General features: G+C 70.3%; 19 protein-coding genes. 8 read left to right on the top strand and 11 right to left on the bottom strand.

The annotated features are described in order from the left end of the window. Positions 1-150 precede the first annotated feature (150 nt). The gene (locus N5079_RS24210) at positions 151-660 is read right to left on the bottom strand and encodes a GNAT family N-acetyltransferase (RefSeq protein WP_261586309.1); all 510 of its coding nucleotides are present in this window, start codon (positions 658-660) and stop codon (positions 151-153) included. Between the two features lie 211 nt (positions 661-871). Continuing rightward, positions 872-1,312: a winged helix-turn-helix transcriptional regulator gene (locus tag N5079_RS24205; RefSeq protein WP_261586308.1), complete on the bottom strand. Its 441-nt coding sequence runs from the start codon at positions 1,310-1,312 to the stop codon at positions 872-874. Positions 1,313-1,426: 114 nt separating this feature from the next. Here N5079_RS24205 and N5079_RS24200 point away from each other — a divergent pair, with 114 nt between their 5' ends. Then, entirely contained in the window at positions 1,427-2,335 is a 909-nt protein-coding gene (locus tag N5079_RS24200) for an NADP-dependent oxidoreductase (protein WP_261586305.1), read from the top strand. A 243-nt stretch (positions 2,336-2,578) separates the two neighbouring features. On the opposite strand, the gene N5079_RS24195 is transcribed toward N5079_RS24200, so the two are convergent. Further along, on the bottom strand, positions 2,579-4,573 hold the full coding sequence (locus tag N5079_RS24195; protein WP_261586304.1) for an HNH endonuclease signature motif containing protein: 1,995 nt from the start codon (positions 4,571-4,573) through the stop codon (positions 2,579-2,581). Positions 4,574-5,010: 437 nt separating this feature from the next. Further along, positions 5,011-6,063 (bottom strand): GNAT family N-acetyltransferase, encoded by a 1,053-nt coding sequence (locus N5079_RS24190; RefSeq protein ID WP_261586303.1) that lies wholly within the window; start codon positions 6,061-6,063, stop codon positions 5,011-5,013. 147 nt (positions 6,064-6,210) lie between these two features. Here N5079_RS24190 and N5079_RS24185 point away from each other — a divergent pair, with 147 nt between their 5' ends. The 3 genes from N5079_RS24185 (at position 6,211) to N5079_RS24175 (ending at position 10,236) form a co-directional block, all read left to right on the top strand. After that, entirely contained in the window at positions 6,211-6,786 is a 576-nt protein-coding gene (locus tag N5079_RS24185) for a hypothetical protein (RefSeq protein WP_261586302.1), read from the top strand. Between the two features lie 240 nt (positions 6,787-7,026). After that, a complete protein-coding gene (locus N5079_RS24180; protein ID WP_261586301.1) occupies positions 7,027-8,796 on the top strand; it encodes a DUF262 domain-containing protein in 1,770 nt (589 codons plus the stop codon). Positions 8,797-8,979: 183 nt separating this feature from the next. Then, complete coding sequence (locus N5079_RS24175) at positions 8,980-10,236, top strand: cytochrome P450 (RefSeq protein WP_261586300.1); 1,257 nt, start codon at positions 8,980-8,982, stop codon at positions 10,234-10,236. Here the strand turns inward: N5079_RS24175 and N5079_RS24170 are convergent. Then, positions 10,218-12,557, bottom strand: coding sequence for a lantibiotic dehydratase family protein (locus tag N5079_RS24170; protein ID WP_261586299.1), 2,340 nt, complete (start codon positions 12,555-12,557; stop codon positions 10,218-10,220). The genes N5079_RS24175 and N5079_RS24170 overlap by 19 nt on opposite strands. An 89-nt stretch (positions 12,558-12,646) precedes the next feature. Here N5079_RS24170 and N5079_RS24165 point away from each other — a divergent pair, with 89 nt between their 5' ends. After that, positions 12,647-13,522, top strand: a complete 876-nt coding sequence (locus tag N5079_RS24165; protein WP_261586298.1) for an acyl-CoA thioesterase — start codon at positions 12,647-12,649, stop codon at positions 13,520-13,522. On the opposite strand, the gene N5079_RS24160 is transcribed toward N5079_RS24165, so the two are convergent. From N5079_RS24160 to N5079_RS24140, 5 genes are read right to left on the bottom strand one after another with little or no spacing between them, the layout of a single operon-like run. Continuing rightward, entirely contained in the window at positions 13,512-14,279 is a 768-nt protein-coding gene (locus N5079_RS24160; RefSeq protein ID WP_261586297.1) for an ABC transporter permease, read from the bottom strand. The two genes, N5079_RS24165 and N5079_RS24160, sit on opposite strands and share 11 nt — an antisense overlap. After that, a complete protein-coding gene (locus tag N5079_RS24155; RefSeq protein ID WP_261586296.1) occupies positions 14,276-15,046 on the bottom strand; it encodes an ABC transporter permease in 771 nt (256 codons plus the stop codon). The genes N5079_RS24160 and N5079_RS24155 overlap by 4 nt, the downstream gene beginning before the upstream one ends. Continuing rightward, on the bottom strand, positions 15,043-15,981 hold the full coding sequence (locus tag N5079_RS24150; RefSeq protein ID WP_261586295.1) for an ATP-binding cassette domain-containing protein: 939 nt from the start codon (positions 15,979-15,981) through the stop codon (positions 15,043-15,045). Before N5079_RS24150 ends, N5079_RS24155 begins: the two co-directional genes overlap by 4 nt. Positions 15,982-16,021: 40 nt before the next feature. Continuing rightward, positions 16,022-17,539: a GMC family oxidoreductase gene (locus N5079_RS24145; RefSeq protein ID WP_261586294.1), complete on the bottom strand. Its 1,518-nt coding sequence runs from the start codon at positions 17,537-17,539 to the stop codon at positions 16,022-16,024. Between the two features lie 3 nt (positions 17,540-17,542). Beyond that, a complete protein-coding gene (locus N5079_RS24140) occupies positions 17,543-17,950 on the bottom strand; it encodes a VOC family protein (protein WP_261586293.1) in 408 nt (135 codons plus the stop codon). A 79-nt stretch (positions 17,951-18,029) separates the two neighbouring features. On the opposite strand from N5079_RS24140, the gene N5079_RS24135 reads away from it, so the two are divergent. Continuing rightward, a complete protein-coding gene (locus N5079_RS24135; protein WP_261586292.1) occupies positions 18,030-19,046 on the top strand; it encodes a phosphate acyltransferase in 1,017 nt (338 codons plus the stop codon). Here the strand turns inward: N5079_RS24135 and N5079_RS24130 are convergent. Next, positions 18,980-20,239 (bottom strand): condensation domain-containing protein, encoded by a 1,260-nt coding sequence (locus N5079_RS24130; protein ID WP_261586291.1) that lies wholly within the window; start codon positions 20,237-20,239, stop codon positions 18,980-18,982. The genes N5079_RS24135 and N5079_RS24130 overlap by 67 nt on opposite strands. Positions 20,240-20,393: 154 nt before the next feature. Between N5079_RS24130 and N5079_RS24125 the strand changes: the two genes are divergently transcribed. Together N5079_RS24125 and N5079_RS24120 are read left to right on the top strand one after the other, a co-directional pair. Continuing rightward, positions 20,394-21,293: a ferritin-like domain-containing protein gene (locus N5079_RS24125; protein WP_261586290.1), complete on the top strand. Its 900-nt coding sequence runs from the start codon at positions 20,394-20,396 to the stop codon at positions 21,291-21,293. Positions 21,294-21,301: 8 nt separating this feature from the next. Next, positions 21,302-22,747: condensation domain-containing protein (locus tag N5079_RS24120; RefSeq protein ID WP_261586289.1), on the top strand; the 1,446-nt coding region annotated here is incomplete at its 3' end.

Genomic DNA, 22,747 nt, shown 5'->3' with positions numbered 1-22,747 from the left:
GTACCAGACCCACGACGGCCCGGCACCGCACTCGCGCGATCTTTGACGGATCCTGGCAGACGGTGCACCGCCGCCCCTTACCGGACTGTTATCTCTGACCCGCCCGCAAGGTCGCCGTCGGGGCTTCGTGACCGTGGGCTTCTTGGGCTGTCACTGAAGGATCAGCTCGTACTCGACCTGCTGGACCGGGTTGCCGTCACCGAAGTCGTGGTCGCGGACCGCACCTGACTCGGAGAAGCCGCTCTTGGCGTAGAAGCGGCGCGACTGAGGCGTGTCACGGAGCGTCCACAGATGGGCCCGCCTGAAGCCGTTCTCGCGCATCCTGTCCAAGGAAGCGGTCATCAGGACACTCGCGACACCACTTCCCCAGCCATCGGGGTGCCCGTAGAAACCGAAGATCTCCGCCGACTCCGGTCGCGTCGGCGAGGAGCCGAAGTAGGAGAAGGCCAGCGGTCGCCCATCCAGCGCGGCCAGCAACACAGTGCCCTTGACCTCGGCGAGTACGTCATGCCATCTGTTACGCCGGTGTCTTACCGCCTCGGCGAAGAACTCCGGGGGGAAGAAGCCGGCATAGGCGGCCTCCCATGACTCCGCGTGGATCTCGCCCACTACGTCCCCATCGCCAGATGAAGCCGGGAACACGGTGAAGTCTCTGGTCACAAGATCACACTACTGGACCATGACCACTTTATGCCAAGTCTATGTAATTGCGACTGCCTTGCGATAAGGGCTGTTCTTGGGGTCGTGCTGCAGTAGCCCCGCTGCTGGGTAGCCTCCGGATCCCGGTGTAAATCAGGCGGGCGTGGTTCCCGGCTTCATGATGATGCAAGCCCGAATGTTTCGTGCCTGGGCTGGTGGCGATCAATGCCGGCTAGGTGGTGCGGGTGTCGTACTTCTCCCGGTTGGCGAGCACCTCGTCCATGTGTGTCTCCGCCCATACCTTGATGCCGCGCATGAGGTGGTGGAGCGAGTATCCGAGGTCGGTCAGCTCGTAGGTGACTGTGACTGGCACGGTCGGTGTCACCGTGCGGGTGAGCAGGCCGTCCCGTTCGAGGGTGCGCAGCGTTTGGGTGAGCATCTTTTGGCTGACTCCGGCCAGCCGGCGGGAGAGTTCGGAGTAGCGCATCGACCGTGGCTGGCCGGCGCAGTCTTTGCCGGGGTTCGGGCCGTCGCTGCCGAGCGCCGCCAGGACCAGGGACACCCATTTGTCGGAGATCCGGTCCAGGAGCTGGCGGCTCGGACAGCTCGCCAGGAAGGCGTCGTACTCCAGCTTCGCCTGCGCCCGTTGCTGGGCCGCCGTCATGGTCGGCATCGGTGGCTCCTTCCTACCGCTCGGTGGCATACGCACTTCGAAGTGCGTACTTCCCGTTGGAGACTTACCCGTCCATTGTGGTGCAGCAGCTCTGGTTTCTCCACAGGAGGCAATATGTCCACCACCTTCCGTACCGCGGTCGTCCGCACCCCGGGCGGTCCTGACTCCATCGAGATCATTGACGTGCCCATCGTCGAGCCGGGCCCGGGTCAGGTCCGGGTCGAGATCGCCGGGGCTGCGGTCAACCCCGTCGACCTGGCGGTCGCCGCCGGGGTGTTCCACGGGCGCGGGCTGATCAACCAGCCCCACCACACCGGTCTGGGCTGGGACTTCGCCGGCACCGTCACCGCAGCCGGCCCGGACGTGGACCTCTCGGTCGGCAGCCGGGTCGCGGGGCTGGTCGACGGGTTTGACCGCGACTTCGGCACCTACGCCGAGCAGCTGGTCGTGTCGGCGAACGACACCGCACTCGTGCCCGGCGGTCTCGACCTGGCCACGGCAGCCACCGTCCCTCTCAACAGCCTGGCCGCAGCCCAGCTGGTCGACCTGCTCGGCGACGGCGAAGGCCGGAGCCTGCTGGTGACCGGCGCCGCGGGCGCGGTCGGAGGGTACGTCATCTCACTCGCCCAGGACCGCGGCTGGCGGGTCACCGGACTGGCCCGGACCCAGGACGAGGAGTTCGTGCGCAGCCTCGGCGCCACCTTCACCACACGAGCGACGCCCGGCTGGGACGCGGTAGCCGACGGCGCCGCACTCCAGGAACAGGGCATCGCCCTCGTCCGCGACGGCGGCCTGTTCGTCGGCGTGCAACCAGGTGCGGCGCCTGCAGAAAAGCGTGGCATCACCGTCCGCGTGGTGGTGACACGGCCCGACGGTGCCCGGCTTACGCAGCTCCTCGACGCCACCGCGAGCGGCCGCCTTCCGGCTCGCGTGCACGCCGTCGTACCGCTCGACCAGGTCTCCTCCGCCCACCGCGAGGTCGCAAAGGGTGGCGTGCGTGGAAGGTACGTCCTTCAACCCTGAGCTCCGCCCTGCCTCACTTCCTCGGGCCCAGATCATCACCAGCTCACCCGCCCCACCTGTGTTCCTGGTTCCGGCGGATACATCCCTTCGACACAGCCGCAGCCACCTCGACTCCGGCTGACCCGACGATGCTCCGCCCCGGACGGTGAGCAGTCCGGGGACTGCTGGACCGCTACAACGACGCCGGCTCGTCGGGATAGGCGACTTCAAGGCGGACGCCGCACGTCAGCTTGTCTGCGCGTGTCACCGTCTTTGATGAGGTGGTGTGGGGGCGGGGTTGTGGAGTGTCTTTCCTGTTGGGCTGGTGACGGTGACCGAAGCGTCGGCGTTGAGCCGGATGGTCCAGCCGAGTCGGTGGACGAAGTGCAGGTGGTGGCGGGCGCACAGCAGGACGAGGTTGGCCATGGTGGAGGGGCCGCCGTCGTGGCGTTCGATGATGTGATGCGCTTGGGCCCTGGTGGCGGGGGTGTCGCAGCCCGGCCAGCGGCATCGGCCGTCGCGGAGTTCGACCGCTCGCCGAAGTCGGTAGGGCACGGCGTCTTCGGGGTCGGAGACGTCCAGGATGAGGCTTTTGCCCCGGGTGGCCGCGAGCAGGACCCGGGCCACCTCGGCGGTGGCAGTGATGTCCCAATCCTCGCCGTCTCCGCACTCGGCGCCGCTTCCACACCTGTGCTCGCCACGGTCCTGGCCGCTTCCGCGCCCCTGACCTCCATACCCTTGGGAGCCGGCACTCGCGCTGCGGCCGCCGGTGAGGCCGTCGGCGAACCGGTCCCCGTGGTGGGTTGGGTTGTCGTCCACGCGGCTGCTGCCGGGGGTGGTGAGGGTGGCGTTCAGAGTCGCCCGTAGGCAGGAGCCGAGCCCGGCGGGGCCGGACAGCGCTTCGGCGGCCCAGGCCAGCAGTTCCTCGATCAGGGCGGCCTGCTCGGCAGCGGGCAGCGCGTCGAACGCCGCTGGCTTGGCGGCCGCTCTTACCGTGCTGGTCTCAGCGGGGCCGGGCGACGTACCGTGTCTCGTCGCGCCTGGGCCTGCCGCGCCCGGCGGTTGTCCGCCTGCCTGTGTTCGGTCTGTACGTGGGCATGGGCCTTCCGTGTGCACGGCGTTGGGGTGTTGCGCGTCGGGCCGGCTCGGGTGTGGCGGGGGTGGTGCCGGGACGGGGGAGGGGCCGGCCGGATGGGCGGGCGGGAGCCAGCCGTGCTGGGTGAGGGTGTCGATCAGGGCGTGGGTGAGGGTGATCAGACGGGCGGGGCCGACGGGGTGGGCGGTGACGATGCCCTGGATGCCGGCGTCGCAGGACAGGGCGTGGGCCAGCCAGGCCGACCGGGTCCGGGTCCAGGCCAGCTCGGCCCCCTCGGCGCCGGGCAGGCGGCGCAGGGCGGCCAGGTCCAAGGTGGCCTCGATACGCGGCTTGCGCCCGGCCGCCTCGGGCAGCATGCCCGAATCGACCAGCCGGGCCATCGCCTCGCGCAGCGCGTCATGATGCCGCTCACCCGTGCTGCGCCCATCGTCGGGTCCCTGGCGTTTGCCGAGCGCGGCAAGGACCATGGTGACCAGTTCGGTGGTGTCGGCCGACAGGCTGCCGTTGATGCGGCCCACGCCGTCGACCGTCGCGGCCACCGTGACGTGGTTGCCGCTGCCGTCATCGCCCGGCTCGGGGCGGGCCCGGCGCAGCATCTCCCCGGCCACTTTGATGAGGTCGGCCTCGCTGACGCCGCCGATCCGGGCGGTGTCGGTGAGCACCGCGCACGCCCACGCGCGGACCTCGCGCGGCAGCCGTGCGACCCAGGCCAGGATGCGGTCGGCGATCGACGGGGAGATCGCCGCCTCGGCCAGCGCCTGCCACAAGCGCGGATGCTCCCGCAACCGCCGGGCGCGCAGCCCGTCACGCCGGGCCTGATCGTCATCGACACCCAAGATGAGCTTTTGCCACGGCCGTAGCCCGCTCTGCCCGTCGTCTTCGAACCCCCGCCCGGCCTCCAACGCCGCGAGCGCCGCCGCCCGGGCCGCGCACATCCGCCGCGCGGCCTCCTCCAGGCCGATCAACCGCTCGGCCACCACCGCCGACGGCTGACCGGCAGGATCGTCACCCACCAGGAACGACAGCCCGGCCTGGACCATCGCCAACGCCTCGGCCGCCGTCGCGGGCTCCGCCCCCATCTCCCGCCCGGCCTCCGGCCCGGCACCCGTCGCACCGCAGGCGCCCGCGAACGGGTCGTCGGGGGACACGAACAAAGCAGGCACCTCCCACCAGGAGACGAAGACGACCACCCCGGCCGACCCGGGGCCTTCCCGCGATCACGCTCAACACGGTTAAAGGCTTCATCACTGATGGCGCATGGCACCCGAACCGGCACCCGCCTACTAAGCTCACCCAACGGCTGCCTCGATGTTATCCGAACACCCGCTCGACAACAAGCCGTAACAGCCCCATTGAGCTGCGGAAACCTGAATTAGCTGGGGTTCCGACATGCCGCGCGACACGGGAGCTTTGGCGGGGTAGGCGGGTAGGTCGTGCGGCGCGGGGCTGGCCACATCGGGCACTCGTCAACGGCGTGAATGGCGTCAACGCGATCGGCGGCGGTCTGTGTCACTGGGGCGCTGCGTGACTATCCGTTACAAGTAGGAGGTCTCCGAGTCGCCGGCCGCTCTGCCCCAGGCTTAATGCCTCCGAAGCGGCGTCACCGCTTGTCGTCCTGTCGGTCGCGCTGCCAGAGGCGTTCGCCGTCTTCGATGTGCTCGGTCGGTGTGAGCCCGAGTCGGGCGGCCACGGCCATGGAGGCGTGGTGGCTCGGGTGGATATGGGCCTGGATCCGTGACACGGCCCTGGCGTCGAGCCACGAGACCAGGGCGGCCGCGGCCTCGGTGGCGTAGCCCTGACGCTGCCAGGGCAGCCCGACCACCCAGGCGATCTCGGCCCGTCGTCCCTCGTCCATGACGGTCGCCTGTACGGTGCCGACGGCCTGACCGTCGGAGCGGCGGCGGATGATCCAGTTGAGCCACTCCTGCCGGCCGTCCGGTGACCGTCCGGCGGCGAGCCGGCTGTAGCGGGCTCGCAGGTCCGGCAGGGTCGGCGGGGATCCGCCGGTGAACGCGTACAGTCCGGGGTCGCCCAGCACCTCGACCATGTCGGCGGCGTCCTCGACCGTGAGCGGGGTCAGCGCGATCCGCTCTGTCGCGATTCTGTCGTCCTGCCGGGTCGCCAAATGGTACGTCCAGCCCGGCTGCCAGTCGAAGGGGTCGCCGACGAGGTCCTCCAACGGCAGGCCGTTCAGCAGGTGCTCCAGGGCCCACCGATTGGCCGAGTGGGCGATCACGAGTACTCGGGCGCCGGGGAATGAGACGGCGAGGTCGTCGAGGAAGGCGCGGGTGCGGGCGACGACCTGCCGGTAGCTCTCCCCGCCCGGCCAAGGCACGTCGATGTGCGCGGCCCGTTCGGTGGCGAGCCGTGCGACGGGCATCGCGGTCAGCCTGCCGTAGTCGCACTCGCGCAGTCGCGCGTCCTGGCGGATCTCGATGTCGTGTCCCGCGAACGCGATGCGCGCGGTGTCCACGGACCGGTGCAGGTCGGAGGTGAAAACCACCGCGAGCCCGTCATCGCGGCGCCGGGCACCCAACTCGGCGGCCTCCTCCCGGCCTCGCGCCGACAGTTCGCCGGGCAACTGGCCGGTGGCGATCTCGGCCTCGTTGTCGGTCGTGGTCGAATGTGTCTCGTAAACGATCGTCACCGTCACAGCGCCCTCCATATCCTTCACGCCACCCCCGAGAACTCTGCGACCTCAGGATTTCGTCACACGATTTCCCGGACCACGCCGGAAGTCTCGCCGGTACCCGGACCGGCCGCCAACCGGATTTCCGGCAGGCGAGGATAAGGTCGGTGCGTGGCGATCGCCGAACGTTCTGAGATTCGGGCAGTACCCGTACTCAAGTGGTGGTGGTGGCTATGGCTCGCCGGCCCTACCGGCATCGCGTCAGCCATGACATTGCTCGCCGCCGTTCCTCCGGGCGGCCACTTTTTCGGCATCATGGCTGCTGTCGCCATCTGGCTGTTCGCCGGAGTGGTGTGGTTCATCCTGCTCGTCGTGAGCCGCGATTTCAGACGCCGCAACTGGATCACCTTGACGCCCGTCGTCGCCGCGGTGACCGTCACCCTCGTGATCGTTGGTGTTCCGATGCGCACGGCCTTTCTCATCTCCGAACCGGCACTCACGGCGTACGTCGAGTCGCTCCCCAAGGACCACGACTCCGTGTGGACGGACAGGTTCGTGGGCCTCTTTCCCATCCGCAGCGTCTATCGGACCGGGAATGCGGTCCTTCTTGATGTGGACGGTTCCGGAGGGTTATTGGAGCAATGCGGATTCGCCTACTCGCCCCACAGTCAGGTCAAGGACCTCCCGGTCTCCACAGAAGATCACCTGACCGGCAACTGGTACGTGACCTGCACCGACTTCGACTGACCTCGCCAATAGCGCTTGAGAGCCAAGGACCGTCGCCTTCAGTCGGACACGGGGTTCTCCCGGTGAAGACCCGTGTTATATGGCAATTACCTATTTTGTCCTTGCGGATCTTGCCCTAAAGGTCGGCCCGAATTCCGGCGACCGGTCGAAACGACGCCTGTTTCGTTATCGGGATCCGATGCGCGGGGCTGGCGCGGTCCATACCCTCGTCGAAGACCAATGCGACGCGAGGGGATAAGCGTGACTGTCGAGGCTTTCGGCATCGAGAAGGAGTTCCTGCACGACCTGTTGAAGCAGGTCCGCACCGGGCGGATTCAGCTCCCCGATTTCCAGCGCGGCTGGGTCTGGCCGCATCGTGGGATCACCGGCCTGCTCGCCTCGATCTCCCTCGGCTATCCGGTCGGCACGCTGATGACCCTACAGGCCGGAGGCGACGCCCGGTTCAAGCAGCGTCCCCTCGAAGGCGCCGCGCCCACGGTGACGAAGAGGGCCGACCGGCTGCTTCTCGACGGCCAGCAGCGGATGACGTCGCTGTTCCAGGCGCTGATGCTGGGCGAGGCGGTGCAGACGCGGGACGACCGCGGAAAGAGCATGTCCGGCTGGTTCTACGCGGACATACAGGGGGTGCTCGACAGTTCCCTGGACCGGGACGAGGCGATCCGGTTCATTCCCGCCGACAAGCGCGTGCGGGATTTCCGCGGGCAGGTTCTGGAGGACTATTCCGACCCGGCGAAGGAGTATGAGGGGCAACTCTTCCCCCTCGTTGCGATCTTCGACCATAACCCGTGGATGACTGGATATTTCCGGCATTGGAAGTTCGCGCCGGAGCACATCCAGCTGTGGACCGCGTTCACTGACTCGTTCATCAAGCGCTTCGAGCAGTACCTGATCCCCGTGATCGAGCTCGGCCGCGACACCCCGCGAGAGGCCGTCTGCCAGGTATTCGAGAAGGTCAACACGGGCGGAGTGACGCTGACCGTGTTCGAGCTCCTCACCGCCACCTATGCGGCGGACGATTTCGACCTCAGGCGCGACTGGGCGAAGATCCGGGGACGCTGGAACGACCAGCAACACCGTCTTCTCGGCGATGTGCAGCCCACCGACCTGCTCCAGGCGGTGACCTTGCTGGCCACCCAGGCGCGGCGGCAGGCGGCCATCGCGGAGGGAGCCGACAGCGACCGCGCCCCGCGCATCGGGTGCCGGCGCTCGGACATCCTCGGACTCAGCCTCGAGGAGTACCGTCAGTGGGTGCCCAAGGCCGTCGCCGGTCTGCTGCAGGCCGTGCGCTTCCTGCACAAGCAGTGCATCTACGACACCAAATTCCTTCCGTACGGAAGCCAGCTCATCGCGCTGGCGGCGATCTTCGCGACGCTGGGGGCCGAGGCCGAGGGGATGCACGCCCGGGCCCGGATCGGGCAGTGGTACTGGAGTGGGGTGTTCGGTGAGCTGTACGGCGGGACGACCGAGGGCCGGATCGCCAGAGACCTGCCCGAGGTTGTCGCATGGGTACGTGGGCAGACGGAGGAGAATCCTCGTACGGTCAGGGATGCGAGATTCCTGCCCGAACGGCTGACCACGCTGCGCACCCGCAACAGCGCCGCCTACAAGGGTCTCTACTCCCTGCTTCTCAAGGCGGGAGCCAGCGACTGGAGGACCGGCGACACGGTCAACGCGGCCGTCTACTTCGACGACGCGATCGACATTCATCATGTCTTCCCGAAGGCGTGGTGCGAGGACAACGGCATCCCGGTCAGCGAGTACGACTCGATCGTCAACAAGACGCCGCTGTCTGCGCGCACGAACCGGATCATCGGAGGTCACGCCCCGTCCGAATACCTTCAGCGGCTCGCCAACAGTGGAAAGACCGAGATCCCTCTCATCGGCAAACACGTGGTCCGGCACATGATCGACGTTGACCTCCTGCAGAGTGACGACTTCGAGGGCTTCTTCGAGCACCGCAGGAGCGCGCTGATCGCGGCCATCGAAAACGCCATGGCGGGCCGGGAGTGACAAGCTCAGACTGTGCTGTGAGGTGGCATCGCCGGCGGGTAGCCGGTCCAGGAGCCAAGTGCCGGCGCCTGGATGGCCCCGGCACGAGCCTGCCGGGCCGCTGAGTCGCCGAGGGGTATTGCTTCTTGGTTCACGTATCTATGATGTGAAGGGCGACCGAACACAAGATACAGCGGAGGCGTCATGTCCGTACCGACGGGTGCCGAAACGCTCCTGATGGAGCTCATGATGAAGACCCCGGAGACGGTGCGGGACCCGTACCCGCACTATCACGCGCTCCGGGCGGCCGATCCGCACTATCGGCTGGAGATCCCCGGGCAGGGGTCGGGCTGGGTGCTGACCACGTACGACGACTGCCGGTTGTCGATGAAGAGCCCGGCGTTCGACAAGTCAGGCGTACGGCCGAAGTTGGGCAAGGAGCGCGGAGACGAGCGGATCAGGACCCTCCTGTTCCTCGACGGGCCGGAGCACACGCGGCTGCGCGGGCTGATCAGCAGCGCCTTCACACCGCGCCGGGTGGAGAAGCTGCGGCCGAAGTTGGAGGCCCAGGTGGCCAAGCTCATCGACCCCATGCGCGAGAGCGTCCCGGCCGGTGGCGGTGAGGTCGACCTGGTCAAGGCGTTCGCGCATCCGTTGCCGATCGCGGTCATCGGCGAGCTGGTCGGGGTGCCGGAGGAGGAGTGGGCGCGGCTGCGCGAGCTGACCAAGCGGGCCAGCACGGCCGTCGACACGGTCTACATCCACGACCTCGACATGCTGCGCGAGGCGGACGCGGCCATGACCGAGATGGAGGAGTACTTCACCGAGCTGCTCGAACAGCGGCGCAAGGATCCGGAGGACGACCTGATCTCGGGCCTTTCCACGGTCGAGATCGACGGCGACCGGCTCAGCGTCGAGGAGCTCGTCTCGGTGGTCGTGCTGCTGTTCAGCGCCGGATTCCACACGATGACCGACCTGATCAGCCTCGGCACGTCGGCGCTGTGCCAGAACCCCGAGGAGATGGCCCGGCTGCGGGCCGACCGGTCGCTGCTGGGCCCGGCGGTCGAGGAGTTCCTGCGGTTCGACTCGCCGATCCAGATCACCGGCCGTAGCGTCATTCAGGACACCACGCTCACCGACGGCACCGTGGTCTCGGCGGGGGAGCAGATCGTCGTGGTGATCGGCGCGGCCAACCGCGACCCGGTCAAGTTCAAGGACCCCGACAAGCTCGACCTGACCCGCTACGCGGGCGCGCAGCCCGCCGAGCCGCCGCTGTCGTTCGCGTGGGGCGCCCACCACTGCCTCGGCGTGCAACTGGCCAGGCTGGAGGGGACGCTGGCGTTCGGTGCGCTGCTCGACACGTTCGCCGACATCCAGCTCGCCTCGCAGGACTTCGACTACAAGGCGAGCGGGATGTTCCGGGGGTTCAGCACGCTGCCGCTTCAGGTCGTGCCGAGCTGATCGACGAACTGCAGCCGTAGCTCACTGGTGTACAGCTCGCCCTCGGCGTCGGCCAGCCAGGTCTCGCCGGGGGCGGGCGACATCTCGCTGAAGGTGACGGTGGCCCCCGGCGTCTCGGCAGCGGCCCGCACAAGCTGCGCCAGGTTGGCCACCTGCACCTCGCTGCCGAAGTCCGCGAACACCGGCTTGGGCTCGGTGCTGATGGCCGCGAACAGGACCCTGGGCAGGCCGGTACGGCGCAGCCAGCGGTGCGCGGCCACGAACAGTTCCTGGTCGCCCGCCCCGCGCGTCCACTCCAGATCCGTGACCGGGAATGAGCGCGACGCGCGGAACAGCACGAGGCCGTCGATGGTGACCCGGGGCGTCCGCTCGTGCCCGCGGACAACCAGCTTGAGCAGGTCGACGATCTCGTTGACCGTCCACATGCCGCAGATCTCGGCCACGTCGAACCAGCGCTCCGACCCGGGCACGCCCGCTTCGAGCCGGCCGTCGGCGACCCGCCGTACGCGCAGGCCGCACAGTGGCAGCAGCCGGTCGGTGTCGGGCGCGGGGAACTGCGACACGCACAGCCACCAGTCGTCGGGTCCCTGCCCGGCGTATGCTCTCGCGACCACCTTGGGGAAGTCCTTGACCGGGCTGAGCATCACCCGCCCGCGCGGGATGATCGTGTCGAACATGCGCCGCCGCTCGACCGGGTCGGGATGCGACCACGACATCGCGCCGCACTCGATCGGGCTGTAGGTCGAGTGCGCCTCGCCGAGGATCGCGTAGAACTCGCCGCGCGCGAACGCCTCCGGGTCGGTCGCGGCCAGATGGAGGTCGACGCTGTGGATCCGGCCCCAGGTCCAGCTCGGCGCAGACGCGGGGAACGCCGCGCGGACCAGCGGCCCGAGCGCCTCGCTGGTGTGCGCGATCTCGGGGGCGTCTGTGTCCATGCCGAGCAGGTCGCGCCAGCGTCGGGTGAACTCGGCCATCAGCCGGTCCAGCGGCCGGTTGCCGGGGATGAACACCTGGTCAGCGACCGAGAAGACCAGCTCGTTGAAGCCGACGTCCGCGCCTTCCGCGGTTCCCGAAGCGGTCGTCAAGGCGTCGAAGGCGTCCGACAAGGTGGCGCGCAGGGCGCGCGCGGCCTCTTCGGCGAACCAGCGGAACCCGGTCAGCAGCAGTCCCAGCGGCTCGGCCACCGCTTCCAGCACCTGCGGGCCGAATGACACCTCGACGTCGCGGGTCGCCTCCAGGTAAAGCAGCCGCCGTCCGCCGTACGCCTGGCCGGGGCGGCGGCTGGGGTCGACGCCGGTCAGCTCGGTGAAAACGGTCTCCAGCTCCTGCATCCGGGTCACCAGCGTGGCCGGCTCGCGGCACTCGGCGACCGCGCTCACCGCGGCCTCTATCCGGTCGAGCCTGCCGAGCGCCGCCGCGCGGACCCGCGGGTCGCCGATCCGGCCGAGCCGCTCACGCAGGTCCACCTCGGCGCGCTGACGCAGCGAGCATTCCAGGTCCCAGAAGGCGAGCTGCCTGCTCACCAGCCCCTCAAGGGCGGCGAAGACCTCTTCCTCTTCGTACGGCAGGGCGGCGGCCACCTCGCGAGCGCTCCGCGTGTGGTCGAGGAGCGCGAAGACCTTCGCCTCGAGCGGCTCCAGCGTGACCGGGCCGCCCAGGGTGAGCAGCGTGACGCCGTCGCCGGCGAGGTGGCAGGCGTGGTGCGGGCGGGGCGCGACCCACGGCCGGATCTCCGGGTCACGGCCCATGACCTGGGCGAGCGTGTCGACCGCCCATGGTTCGAGGAACACGCTGCGCGAGCCCGTCACGGCCGGGCCCGGTTTGAGCCGCAGCGGCTCGCCCTCGTCTCGCAGAGCGAACCAGACACTCGGGCCGAAGAAGCCGATCGTCTCGTTCTTGGCGCAGTAGCGCGTCCAGTACTTCGCCAGCAGCCGCTGCCGCTTGCGCAGGCGCTGGTTACGAGGGGTGTCGCGGCCCGTCTCACCCAACGGCACGATCATGGACTCGACCACGTCCGGGTTCTGCCAGGCGATGGCCTCCAGGACGTCGGCGCGGCGGGCGACCGCGGCCAGCCGCTCGTTCTGGCGCTCTCCGGCGGCCCGGGCCACTTCGGCCAGCCGGGCCCGGGCCGCTCCGGTGTCGCGACCCTGTTCCTCCGCGTCGAGCAGTTCGCCGACCGCAGTGACATATGCGTCATCGGACAGGCGCAGCAACTGCCCGATCGGGAATCCGGCGCTGCGCAGGACCCCCTGGGACCATAACCCGAAGTTTTGAGGGAGGGAGATCAGCTTTCCGGAGGATGCTCCAGTATCACCGTACATGCCGTCAATCTAGGTAGCCGTTCCGTCGTTGTCTAGATTGTTCTATCTTTAACTAGATAACAGATACAAGATCAATGGAGGGCTCGGCGATGGCGGATCTTGGGCTGGACACGGACGTCGAGCAGCTCGATGACCTGCGCTTCCGCGCTGTGCTTTCGGAGGACTGGAACGTTTGGGGGCCCATCGGGGGCTACCTCGCTTCGGTCGCGCTCCGCGCGGCGGGCCGAGCCTCGGGCATGGCCCGGCCGGCGAGCATCAGCTGCGACTTCCTCAACGTCGCGCGGTTCGAGGAGGTCGGCATCGAGGTGACCCGGCTGCGGTCCAGCCGGCGGACCGAGGCACTGCGCGTCAGCATGACACAGCGCGACCGGGCCGTGCTGGACGCGACGGTGTGGGCCGCCGCGGGCGATCTGGCCGGGCCGGACGAGCGCCTGGCCGCGGCGCCCGAAGTGCCCGAGCCCGAGCGGGTGCCGACCATCGAGGAGCGGGCCGCCGAATGGGGGCAGATGTCGTTCCCGCAGCTCGCCAACTGCGAAACCCGGCCGATTTCGTGGTTCGAGGGCATGCCCGGCGGCTTCGGCGAGGTGAACATGCGCGGCTGGATGCGGTTGCGCCCGCGTCCGGTCTTCCCCGGCGACCTGTGGCTGGACGCCTGCCGCGCGCTGCTGCACATCGACACCTCCGCGTTCCCCGCGGTGCTGCTCGCCTGCCCGCCCGGGGTGCCGTTCTTCGTCGCCCCCACCATGCAACTGCAGGTGTCGTTCCACGACGCGGCACCCGAGGCCGAATGGCTGCTGGTCGAGGGCTACGGCATGTCCGTGCGGCACGGTCTGGCGGCCGGCCGGGCGGCCGTGTGGTCGCCCGACGGGCGCCTGATCGCGACCGGGGCCCAGCAGATGCTGTGCCGGGTGGTGGAGACCGAGCAGTTCGGTGAGTCGGCCCCGCCCACCAACGCTAGGTCGTAGTCCGGGCGGCGAACCGCCGTACCGCGAGGAGGGCGCACAGCGCGCTCACTCCCAGCGTCCACGCCAGCGTCTGCAGCAGCGGGACGGCCACCGGGCCGCCGCTGGACAGGCCGATCATCGCGTTGTCGGCCACCGACAGCGGATTGGCCCGGACGACCGGCCGCACCACCGACGGGAAGTTCTCCACCGGCACGAACCCCGACGACAGGAAGAACAGCAGCAGCGTCGGCCCGTTCAGCGCGTTCAACGGCCCGAGGTCGGTGCGGGCCGCCAGCGCCACGAGCACCGCCACCCACGACATCATCATGGCGAACAGCGCGAACACCCCGAAGTACGCCAGCGCCGCCGGCGTCCCCTGGGTGAACCTGAACCCGGCGGCGTACGCGACGGCGGTGGCCACCACGGCCGTCAGCAGCCCCGAGCAGACATCCCCCGCCACCCGGCCTGCCAGCACGGAACCGAACCTGATCGGCAGGGTGCGGAACCGGTCGAGCATGCCGTCGTTCAGGTCGCGGTAGAACCCGACCGACGCCAGGCCCGCGCCCAGCGTGGCCGTGGAAACAACGATCAGCGGCGCCAGGCGGCCGATGTACCCGAACGTCCCGGCCGAGTCGCCGATCAGGCCGCCGAGCAGCGCCAGCATCATGAACATCAGGATCAGCGGCATGACGAGCGCGCTCAGCACGCGCGCCGGGGAGCGCAGGAACCGGCGCAGGTTCCGGCCCGCCATCAGCGTGGCCTGCATCGTGAAGGTCATGACATCCTCCGGAACGCCGCCATCGCCGACCAGGAGAACAGCAGGGTCAGCCCGGCGATCCAGGCCACGGCCTGCCACACCGGCGCGTACGAGGGACCGCCCGCCGCGAGGGCGCGCAGCCCGTCGGCGACGGCCGTGAACGGCGAGACCCGCACGACTGGCTGCAGCCAACCGGGAAAGCCCTGCACCGGTACGAACGCGGTCGAGAAGTTGACAAGCGGCAGGAAGGGCACGAACAGCATCGCGGTCACCGCGTCGACCCGCCGCATGGCCACCCCGAACGCGCCCGTTCCCGTGGCCAGGGCCACCCAGAACGCGAGCGCCAGCACCAGGAACCCCAGCGCCCCCAGCGGCCCGCCCGCGAACCGGAACCCGGCCAGCAGCCCCGCCAGCACGACGACCAGCACCGAGATCGCGGCCGGGAGCAGGTCGGCGGCGAGCCGTCCCGCGAGGATCGCCCCCCGATGGATCGGCATCTGCCGGTAGCGGTCGAACAGCCCGCTGCGCTGGTCGCGCCACGCGAACTGGCCGGTCGCGATCGCGCCGAGCCCCATCGCCTGGACCACTATCCCCGGCGGGAAGAAGGCGCCGAAGTCGACGCCGCGGCTCATCAGCAGGTCGTGCAGCACCACGTAGAACGCGACGAAGAACAGCAGCGGGTTGACGACCGCCGCCACCAGCCCCTTCACGTTGAGCACCCGCAGGTTGCGCGCCGCCAGCACACCCGCGTCCCGCACCAGCCCCGCGGCCGGGGTCGCCGCCGTCATCGCGCGCCTCCGGCGTCGGCGGTCAGGGCGAAGAAGGCGTCGTCCAGGGTGGGGCGGCGCAGGGCGATGTCGTCGGGCTCGATGCCGGCGGCGTCCAGGATGCGGACGACCTCGGTCAGGGTCCAGGTGCCCTTGGCGGGGACGAGGATCGCGTCGTCGGCGACGCCCGCGTCCGGCAGGCTCGGGCGCAGCGCCGCGAGCGCCTGGGCGCGGACCCCCTCGTCGGCGATCATGACGACACAGAACGAGCCGCCGACCTGGGCCTTCAGCGTGTCCGGGGTGCCTTCGGCGATGACCCGGCCGTGGTCGATGACGACCACCCGGTCGGCCAGAGCGTCGGCCTCGTCCAGTTGCTGCGTGGTGAGCAGGACGCTCACGCCGAGGTCGCGCTGCTCGCGGATCAGGGCGTGCAACTCCTGGCGGCTGCGCGGGTCGAGGCCCGTCGTCGGCTCGTCGAGGAACAGCACGGGACGCCGCACGACCAGGCCGACCGCCAGGTCGAGGCGGCGGCGGGTGCCGCCGGAATAGGTGCCCGCCGGTTTGCCGGCGACCTCGCCCAGGTCGAACCGCTCGACCAGTTCGTCGGCGCGTTTCCTCGCCTGGGCCGCCGGCTCGCCGAGCAACCGGCCGAAGAAGACCAGGTTCTCCCGGCCGGTCAGCAGCTCGTCGACGGCCGCCGACTGCCCGACGACCGCGATCTGTCCTCGTACGGCAGGGGCCTCGGCGACGACGTCGTGTCCCATGACCGTGGCGCGGCCCCCGTCGGGGCGGATCAGGGTCGTGAGACATCCGATGGTGGTGGTCTTCCCGGCCCCGTTGGGGCCGAGGACGGCGACGACGTGGCCCGCGGCCACCTGGAACGAGACTCCCGCGACGGCGTCGACCTCGCCGTACCGCTTCCGCAGACTCTCGACGTTGACCGATATCCCTTCCATGGCAGTCACGATATGTGGATTTGTCGCGCAAATACTAGAGTCAAATAGCAGATAGTACTATCCGGCTCGCGTGCTCGCCGATCATCGCGCAGGCCAGCGCGGTCGGGGCGCGCAACGGCACGGGGACGACCGAAGCGTCGGCGACCCGCAGGCCCTCCACGCCGCGCACCCGCAGCCGCTCGTCCACCACTGCCTCGGGGTCGGTGTCCGGGCCCATCGCGCAGCCCCCCTGCAGCGACCAGCGGCTGGTCGTCGTGTGCGTGAGCAGCCCGTCGATCCGCTCGTCGTCGGCCATCGTCGCGTCGTCGACCAGGCCGAACCGGTCGACGTACGCGGTGAACTCGGCCCGGTTGGCCATCTCCCACGCGTGCCGCAGCGCCGCCCGCATCCGGGCCAGATCGCCCTCGGCCGAGTAGAAGTTGAGCTCGACGAGCGGCTGGTCCTTCGGATCCGGGCCGCGCAGCGTGATCCGGCCGCGCGAGGCCGGCGCGAGGTCGCCGACGCTGACCATGCTCAGCAGGTCGCTGCCGATCATCGCGGCCAGCGGCGGGATGTCGATCCCCGAGAAGAACACCAGATACAGTGACCCATCCTCGTATCCGGGGATCCGGTCGCGCCCGGCGACCTGGTTGGTCTCCCACCAGTCCGCGCCCGCGCTCGCGGCCGGCACCACCGGGATCGCGGCTCCGGGCTGGTCGATGACGCGGCGCCCGACGCCCGGCGCGTCGAGCACCACGTCGATGCCGAGGGCCCTCAGCTCCCCGGCCGGGCCGATCCCGGACCGCAGCAGCAGCGCCGGGCTGTACGGCACGCCCGCGCACAGCACGACCTCGCGGCCCGCGATGAACTCGCCGTCCACCTCGACCCCGGTCGCCCGGCCGTCGGCGACGACGACCCGGTTCACCTCGCAGTCGCCGCGCACCGTCAAGTTGGGGCGCGACCTGGCGGGGTCGACGAACGCGGTGGCCGACGAGACCCGCGACCTGCCCGCCCGGTTCTGCGGGTAGATTCCCACTCCGGCCGCGTCGGGGGCGTTCAGGTCGGCGAGGTCGGCATGTCCGCAGGCCCGTGCCGCCGCGAGGAGCGCCGCCGCGCCCGGCGCCAGCTCTGACGCGGCCCAGCGCGTGATCGGCAGCGGCCCCCCCGACCCGTGGTACGGCTCGTGCCCGAACTCTGCGTCGGTCTCTATCGCCCGGAAGGACTCCAGCACCCGGTCCCAGCCCCACACGGGCAGGCCGAGCGCGGCCCACGCGGCGAAGTCGGACGCCGGGGGCCGGATCGCGCCGCGCGCGTTGGTCTGCGACGACCCGCCGACCACCCGGCCGCGCGCCACGATGCCGCGCCGCTCCCCGACGAGGGCGGCGTCCAGCCCCCAGTCGTAGCGCGGGTCGAGCACCTGGAACTCCTCGCGCAGGGCCGGCGGCAGGCTCGCCGCACCGGCGAAGTCGGGCCCCGCCTCCAGCAGCAACACGTGTCGTGCGGGGTCCTCGCTCAGCCGGGCCGCGAGCACCGAGCCGGCCGTGCCCGCCCCGACGACGATGACGTCGTAGCCGGTCACGGGTCAGCCCATCGCCGGGTGATAGGTGCCGAAGCTCCACACGTTGAGCTCCGGATCGCGGACGGTGTAGCCGCTGCCGCCGTAGGACTCGTCGCGGAGTTCGCGGACCACTTCGGCGCCCGCCGCGACGGCTCGCTCGTAGTGCGCGCCGATCTCGTCGGAGCCGAGGATGACGTACACGGCGGCGGGGCCCATGTCCACCGACAGACGGTCGTCGCCGCCGTCGGAGTGCGGACCGAGCATGATCATGCCGGTGCCGTGGCTGAGCTGGGCATGGCCGATCTGGCCCGAATCGTCGCGGGCGACGAACACGGCGGCGAAACCGAGCGCGCCGGTCAGCCAGTCGATGGCCTTGTCGACGTCCCGGTAGCGAAGGGTCGGGATGATCGTGGGTGCAGGTGAGCCGCTCATGTGTCTCCTCCATCGTCGGAGCCAGCAGACATCAGATACGAGATAGCTTAGTGTTTGCCGGGTGAGAGGGTCGCGGACAATGCGGCGGAGAATTCGGCTCGCCGTGGACGCCGTGGGTGGCGACCTCGGCCCAGGACCGGTCGTGGAGGGCGCGCTGCGCCTGGCCGACCGCTACGAGATCGTGCTGGTGGGGTCGCGTGACGAGCTCTCCCGGGCGGCGGGGGGCAGGTTCGCGATCCTGGACGCGCCCGAGCGAGTGGCGATGGACGACGACCCGATCGCCGTCACAAGGGCCAAACGGCGCTCGTCGCTGATGGTTGCCGCGGGCGCGGTCGCCGGTGGGTTCGCCGACGGAATGGTGACGACGGGCAACACGGGCGCGGCCGTGCTCGCCGCCGCCGTGCGGATGCGTCGCGCGCCCGGCGTGCTGAACCCGGCGCTGGCCACGCTGCTGCCCGCCCCGGGCGCGTCCCCGACCGTGCTGCTCGACGTGGGCGCGGCCACGGAGTGCCCGGCCAGCTGGCTGGTCCAGTTCGCCGAGCTGGGCGCCGCGTACGCGCGGCTGCGCCTGGGCGTGGACCGGCCCAGGATCGGACTGCTGTCCAACGGGGAGGAGACCGTGAAGGGCGGTCCCGTGCAGCGGTCGGCGGATGTGCTGATCGCCGCGCTGCCCGAGCGCGTCGGGCGATATGTCGGCCATGTCGAGGCGTACGAGCTGTTCACCGGGCGAGTGGACGTGGTCGTGTGCGAGGGACTCACCGGGGACATCACGCTCAAGACCTACGAGCGGACCCTGGACGCGACAGCCGAAGTGGCGCTGGCCGCCATCAGGGCCACGCTCGGCGACGCGGCGAAACCGGTGACATCGGCCGTGTCGTCGGCGATCCGGGCCCAGCTGGCCGCCGAGCCGGGCGCCGTGCTGCTCGGCGTGCGGGGGGTGTGCGTCGTGGCGCACGGCGCGGCGAACGGGGCCGACGTGGCCGGGGCGATCCAGGTCGCGGCGACCTGCGTGGAGCTAAACGTGGCGGGTCAGGTGCCGAGCTGGGCGACCGGCGCGCCGTCGTCGCGGGCCACGGCGGTCGCGGCCGAGACGTAGCCGGACAGCAGCCGGGCGGCCGTGTCGTCGTCGAGCCGGGGCGTGTAGAACAGGACGGCGCGCAGGCCCCGGCCGCGCGGCGCGATGGCCAGCTCCACGCCGAAGCGGCTGCCGATGCCGTCCGGCACGAGCAGCTCGAACTCCAGCCCGGCCGCGCTCGCCGTGAAGTCCAGCTCGGCCATCATCTGGAAAACCACGTCGTCGACCCGCCCGCCGCCCGGGCTCGTCGTCGCCTCCAGGGGGAGGGTCTGGTACGGATGCTCCTGGTAGGCGAGGGCTCCCGCGACCGTCGCGTGCGTGGCACGCACCAGATCGGGGAATCTCATGCTCTCGTCGAGCCGGGTCCGCAGCACCACCATGTTCGCCAGGAAGCCCACGGTGCCCCGGGACTCGGGCCGGGCGCGGTTGGCGAACAGCGAGGCGACCGGCAGGTCGTCCTGCCCGCACGCCTGCCGGAGGACCGCGTAGTAGAGGGCCAGCGCCACGGTGAACAGCGTGGTCCCGCAGTCGCGGGCGATCTCGCGCAGGCCGTCCACGACGTACGAGGGCAGATCGGCCGTGACCATGCCGGGCGTCGCGCCGGGCGGCGGCTCGCGATAGGGGAGCCGGGGGACCCGCAGCCCGGACAGGCGGTCCCGCCAGTAGTCGCGATGCCGGTCCAAATCGGGCCCGTCGCACAGGTCGCGCTGCCACTCGGCGAAGTCGCGGTACTGCCACGAGGGCGCGGTCAGGTTCGCGGGCCGCCCGAGCGCCCTGGCGTAGCGAAGGCGGAGCTCGGCGAACAGGATCCCCGTGGACCATGCGTCGGTGACCAGGTGGTGCAGGTTCAGGCAGAGCGTGTGGTCGGCCGGCCCGGCCCGCCACAGGGTGGCCCGCGCGGGCCACGACGCCACGTCGATGGGCCGCGAGAGCTCGGCGTTGACCGCGGCGTCGTCACATGAGTCGACCACGGTCAGCGGTAGCGGCCGGGGCGGGTGGACGACCTGCCTCAGCGCCGGACCCCGGCCGGTGAACGTGGTGCGCAGCGACTCGTGGGCCTCGGTCAGGCCGTCCAGCGCGGCCTGGAGCGCCGCGATCTCCAGCGGGCCGCGCAGCCGGCACAGCAATGGGCAGTTCAACGCGCCGTGCCCGGCGCGGTAGTGGCCGATCATCGCGAGCAGCCGCTGGCCGATCGACGCCGGTACCTCGATCACCATGGTGACTGTAGCAAACAACATACAAGAAACAAGATGGAAAGTCTGGTGTCCGGCTCGCGGGTCTGGTTATCTGGGCTTCATGTCCGGCTTGTCGGTGACCACCCCGGTTCAGGCGTGGCTAACCTGGAAATACGAGTCAGAGTCCCCTACGGTGCTGTCGCTGTACGAGCGGGCCAAGCAGGCGCAGTGGAACGCGACGACCGATGTGGACTGGAGCATCGACGTGCCGTTCGGGTGCCCGCTGCCCGACGACTCGTCGTTCGCGATGGCCTCCTTCGCGTCGTCCCCGCTGGCGCGGCGCGGCCGGCCCATGTGGGACACCTTCCGCTGGGAACTCCAGTCGTGGATGGTCAGCCAGTTCCTGCACGGCGAGCAGGGCGCGCTCGTCGTCGCGGCCCGGCTGGTCGAGGTCGTGCCCGACCTGGACAGCAAGTACTACGCGGCCAGCCAGGCCGCCGACGAGGCCAGGCACGTGGAGGCGTTCTCCCGTTACCTGAACGAGAAGGTGCCAGAGCCGTACCCGATCACGCAGCCGCTGCGCGAGCTGCTGGAGGACCTGCTGTCCGACTCGCGCTGGGACATCACCGCGCTGGGCATGCAGATCATCGTCGAGGCGCTGGCCATGGCCGCGTTCCGGCTGGCGCACAGCACGTTCCACGACGATCTGATCTGCGACATCACCCGGCTCGTCGCCCGCGACGAGGCCAGGCACGTGACGTTCGGCGTCATGTCGCTGTCCGGGATCTACCGGGAGATGACCACGGCCGAGCTGGCCGACCGCGAGGACATGGTCCTGGAGGCCGCGGTGCTCATGCGGCGCCGGTTCCTGCTCGAGGACGTGTGGGAGCGCATCGAGGTCGACCGCGCCGAGGGCGTCGAGTTCGCCGCCCACGACGATCTGATGGTCAAGTACCGCCAGGCGGTCTTCTCCAAGGTCATCTCGGCACTCAACAACATCGGGCTGCTCACCCCTCGCGTGCGGGGCGGCCTGGAGAAGCTTGAACTCATCGGGTTCGCCGATCGGGCGCTGCGCCCCGGCTACCGCAGATAGGGCGGCACATGCTCAGTATCGACGGGATGCGCGGCGACATCGCCGAACGCCTTGGTGAGCCGGTGGAGCGCATCGGGGACCACGACGACCTGCTCGGGCTCGGGCTCGACTCCATCGGGCTGATGAGGCTGGCCGCGCGGTGGGGCAAGGCCGGGTCGGGCGTGACCTTCGCCGACCTGATCGAGCACCGCACGCTGGCGCAGTGGTGGGAGCTGATCCTCAAGTCGGGCGGCGCCCATGAAGACGGCGCCCATGAAGACGACGCCCGGGAGCCGGTGGCCGAGCCCGCCCCCGAGATCGACGAGACGGCGCCGTTCGCGCTGGCCACCATGCAGCACGCGTACTGGGTGGGGCGGACCGACGGCCAGGTCCTCGGTGGCGTCGGCGCCCACTTCTACAACGAGTTCGACGGTCACGATGTGTCGCCCGAGCGGCTGGACGCGGCGGTGCGGCGGCTGGTGGCGCGGCACCCGATGCTGCGCTGCCGGTTTCTGCCCGACGGCAGCCAGCAGATCATGGCGGAGAGCACCTGGCCGGGTCTCACCGTACGGGACCTGACGGCCGTCGCCGACCTCGACGGGGAGCTTGAGCGGATCCGCGCGGAGTTGTCGCACCGCAAGCTCGACGTCGGGCGCGGCCAGGTGCTCGACGTCTCGCTGAGCCTGCTGCCCCGCGGGGCCACCCGTGTCCACGTCCAGATCGAGATGCTGGCCGCCGACGCGCAGAGCTTCCGCACCCTGCTCGGCGACCTGGCCGCCCTCTACCGGTGTCCCGGAGAGGACCTGCCGGCCATCGACTACAGCTACCCGCGCTACCTCGCCGCGTACGCCGCGAGCACCCGGGCCGACTATGAGCGGGCGCGTGACTACTGGGCCGGGCGGCTGGCCGAGCTTCCGGGCGGCCCGGAGCTGCCGACCGCCGTCGCGCCCGAGCGGCTGGCCGACCAGCGGATCACCCGCCGGTACGTCACGGTGCCGGCCGAGCGGTGGGACAGGCTCGCCGCGCGTGCCCGAGATCACGGCGTGACGCTGTCGATGGTGTTCCTCACCGCGTTCGCCGAAGCGCTCGCCGCCTGGAGCGCCACCGACCGGTTCGTGCTCAACCTGCCGCTCTACGACCGGCGTCCGCTTCACCCGGACGTGCAGAGCCTCGTCGGCGACTTCACGAGCCTGCTCCTGCTGGACGCCGACATGTCGGGCGAGGAGAGCTTCGCGGCCCGCGCCACCGCGATCCAGCGCCGGTTCGCGGCCGACGTCGCGCACAGCACGTACTCGGGCGTCGAAGTGCTCCGCCAGATGGCCCGCGCGCGCGGAGCCGTAGCCGCGCCCGTGGTCTTCACCAGCGCGCTGAGCCTGGGCGAGCTGTTCGGCCCCGACGTGTGCGCCTGCTTCGGCACCCCCGGCTGGACCATGTCCCAGACGCCGCAGGTGTGGCTGGACTGTCAGGTGACGGAA

Source organism: Planotetraspora sp. A-T 1434 (assembly GCF_025420585.1).
Lineage (GTDB): Bacteria > Actinomycetota > Actinomycetes > Streptosporangiales > Streptosporangiaceae > JAOEGB01.
This window is presented reverse-complemented; position numbering and strand designations above follow the sequence as displayed.

Bases quoted from the DNA above. Each gene is read 5' to 3' on its own strand.
- N5079_RS24140 (WP_261586293.1), bottom strand. From the start codon at position 17,950: ATGAGCGGCTCACCTGCACCCACGATCATCCCGACCCTTCGCTACCGG.
- N5079_RS24205 (WP_261586308.1), bottom strand. From the start codon at position 1,312: ATGCCGACCATGACGGCGGCCCAGCAACGGGCGCAGGCGAAGCTGGAG.
- N5079_RS24155 (WP_261586296.1), bottom strand. From the start codon at position 15,046: ATGACGGCGGCGACCCCGGCCGCGGGGCTGGTGCGGGACGCGGGTGTG.
- N5079_RS24165 (WP_261586298.1), top strand. From the start codon at position 12,647: ATGGCGGATCTTGGGCTGGACACGGACGTCGAGCAGCTCGATGACCTG.
- N5079_RS24170 (WP_261586299.1), bottom strand. From the start codon at position 12,557: ATGTACGGTGATACTGGAGCATCCTCCGGAAAGCTGATCTCCCTCCCT.
- N5079_RS24200 (WP_261586305.1), top strand. From the start codon at position 1,427: ATGTCCACCACCTTCCGTACCGCGGTCGTCCGCACCCCGGGCGGTCCT.
- N5079_RS24175 (WP_261586300.1), top strand. From the start codon at position 8,980: ATGTCCGTACCGACGGGTGCCGAAACGCTCCTGATGGAGCTCATGATG.
- N5079_RS24160 (WP_261586297.1), bottom strand. From the start codon at position 14,279: ATGACCTTCACGATGCAGGCCACGCTGATGGCGGGCCGGAACCTGCGC.
- N5079_RS24150 (WP_261586295.1), bottom strand. From the start codon at position 15,981: ATGGAAGGGATATCGGTCAACGTCGAGAGTCTGCGGAAGCGGTACGGC.
- N5079_RS24135 (WP_261586292.1), top strand. From the start codon at position 18,030: ATGCGGCGGAGAATTCGGCTCGCCGTGGACGCCGTGGGTGGCGACCTC.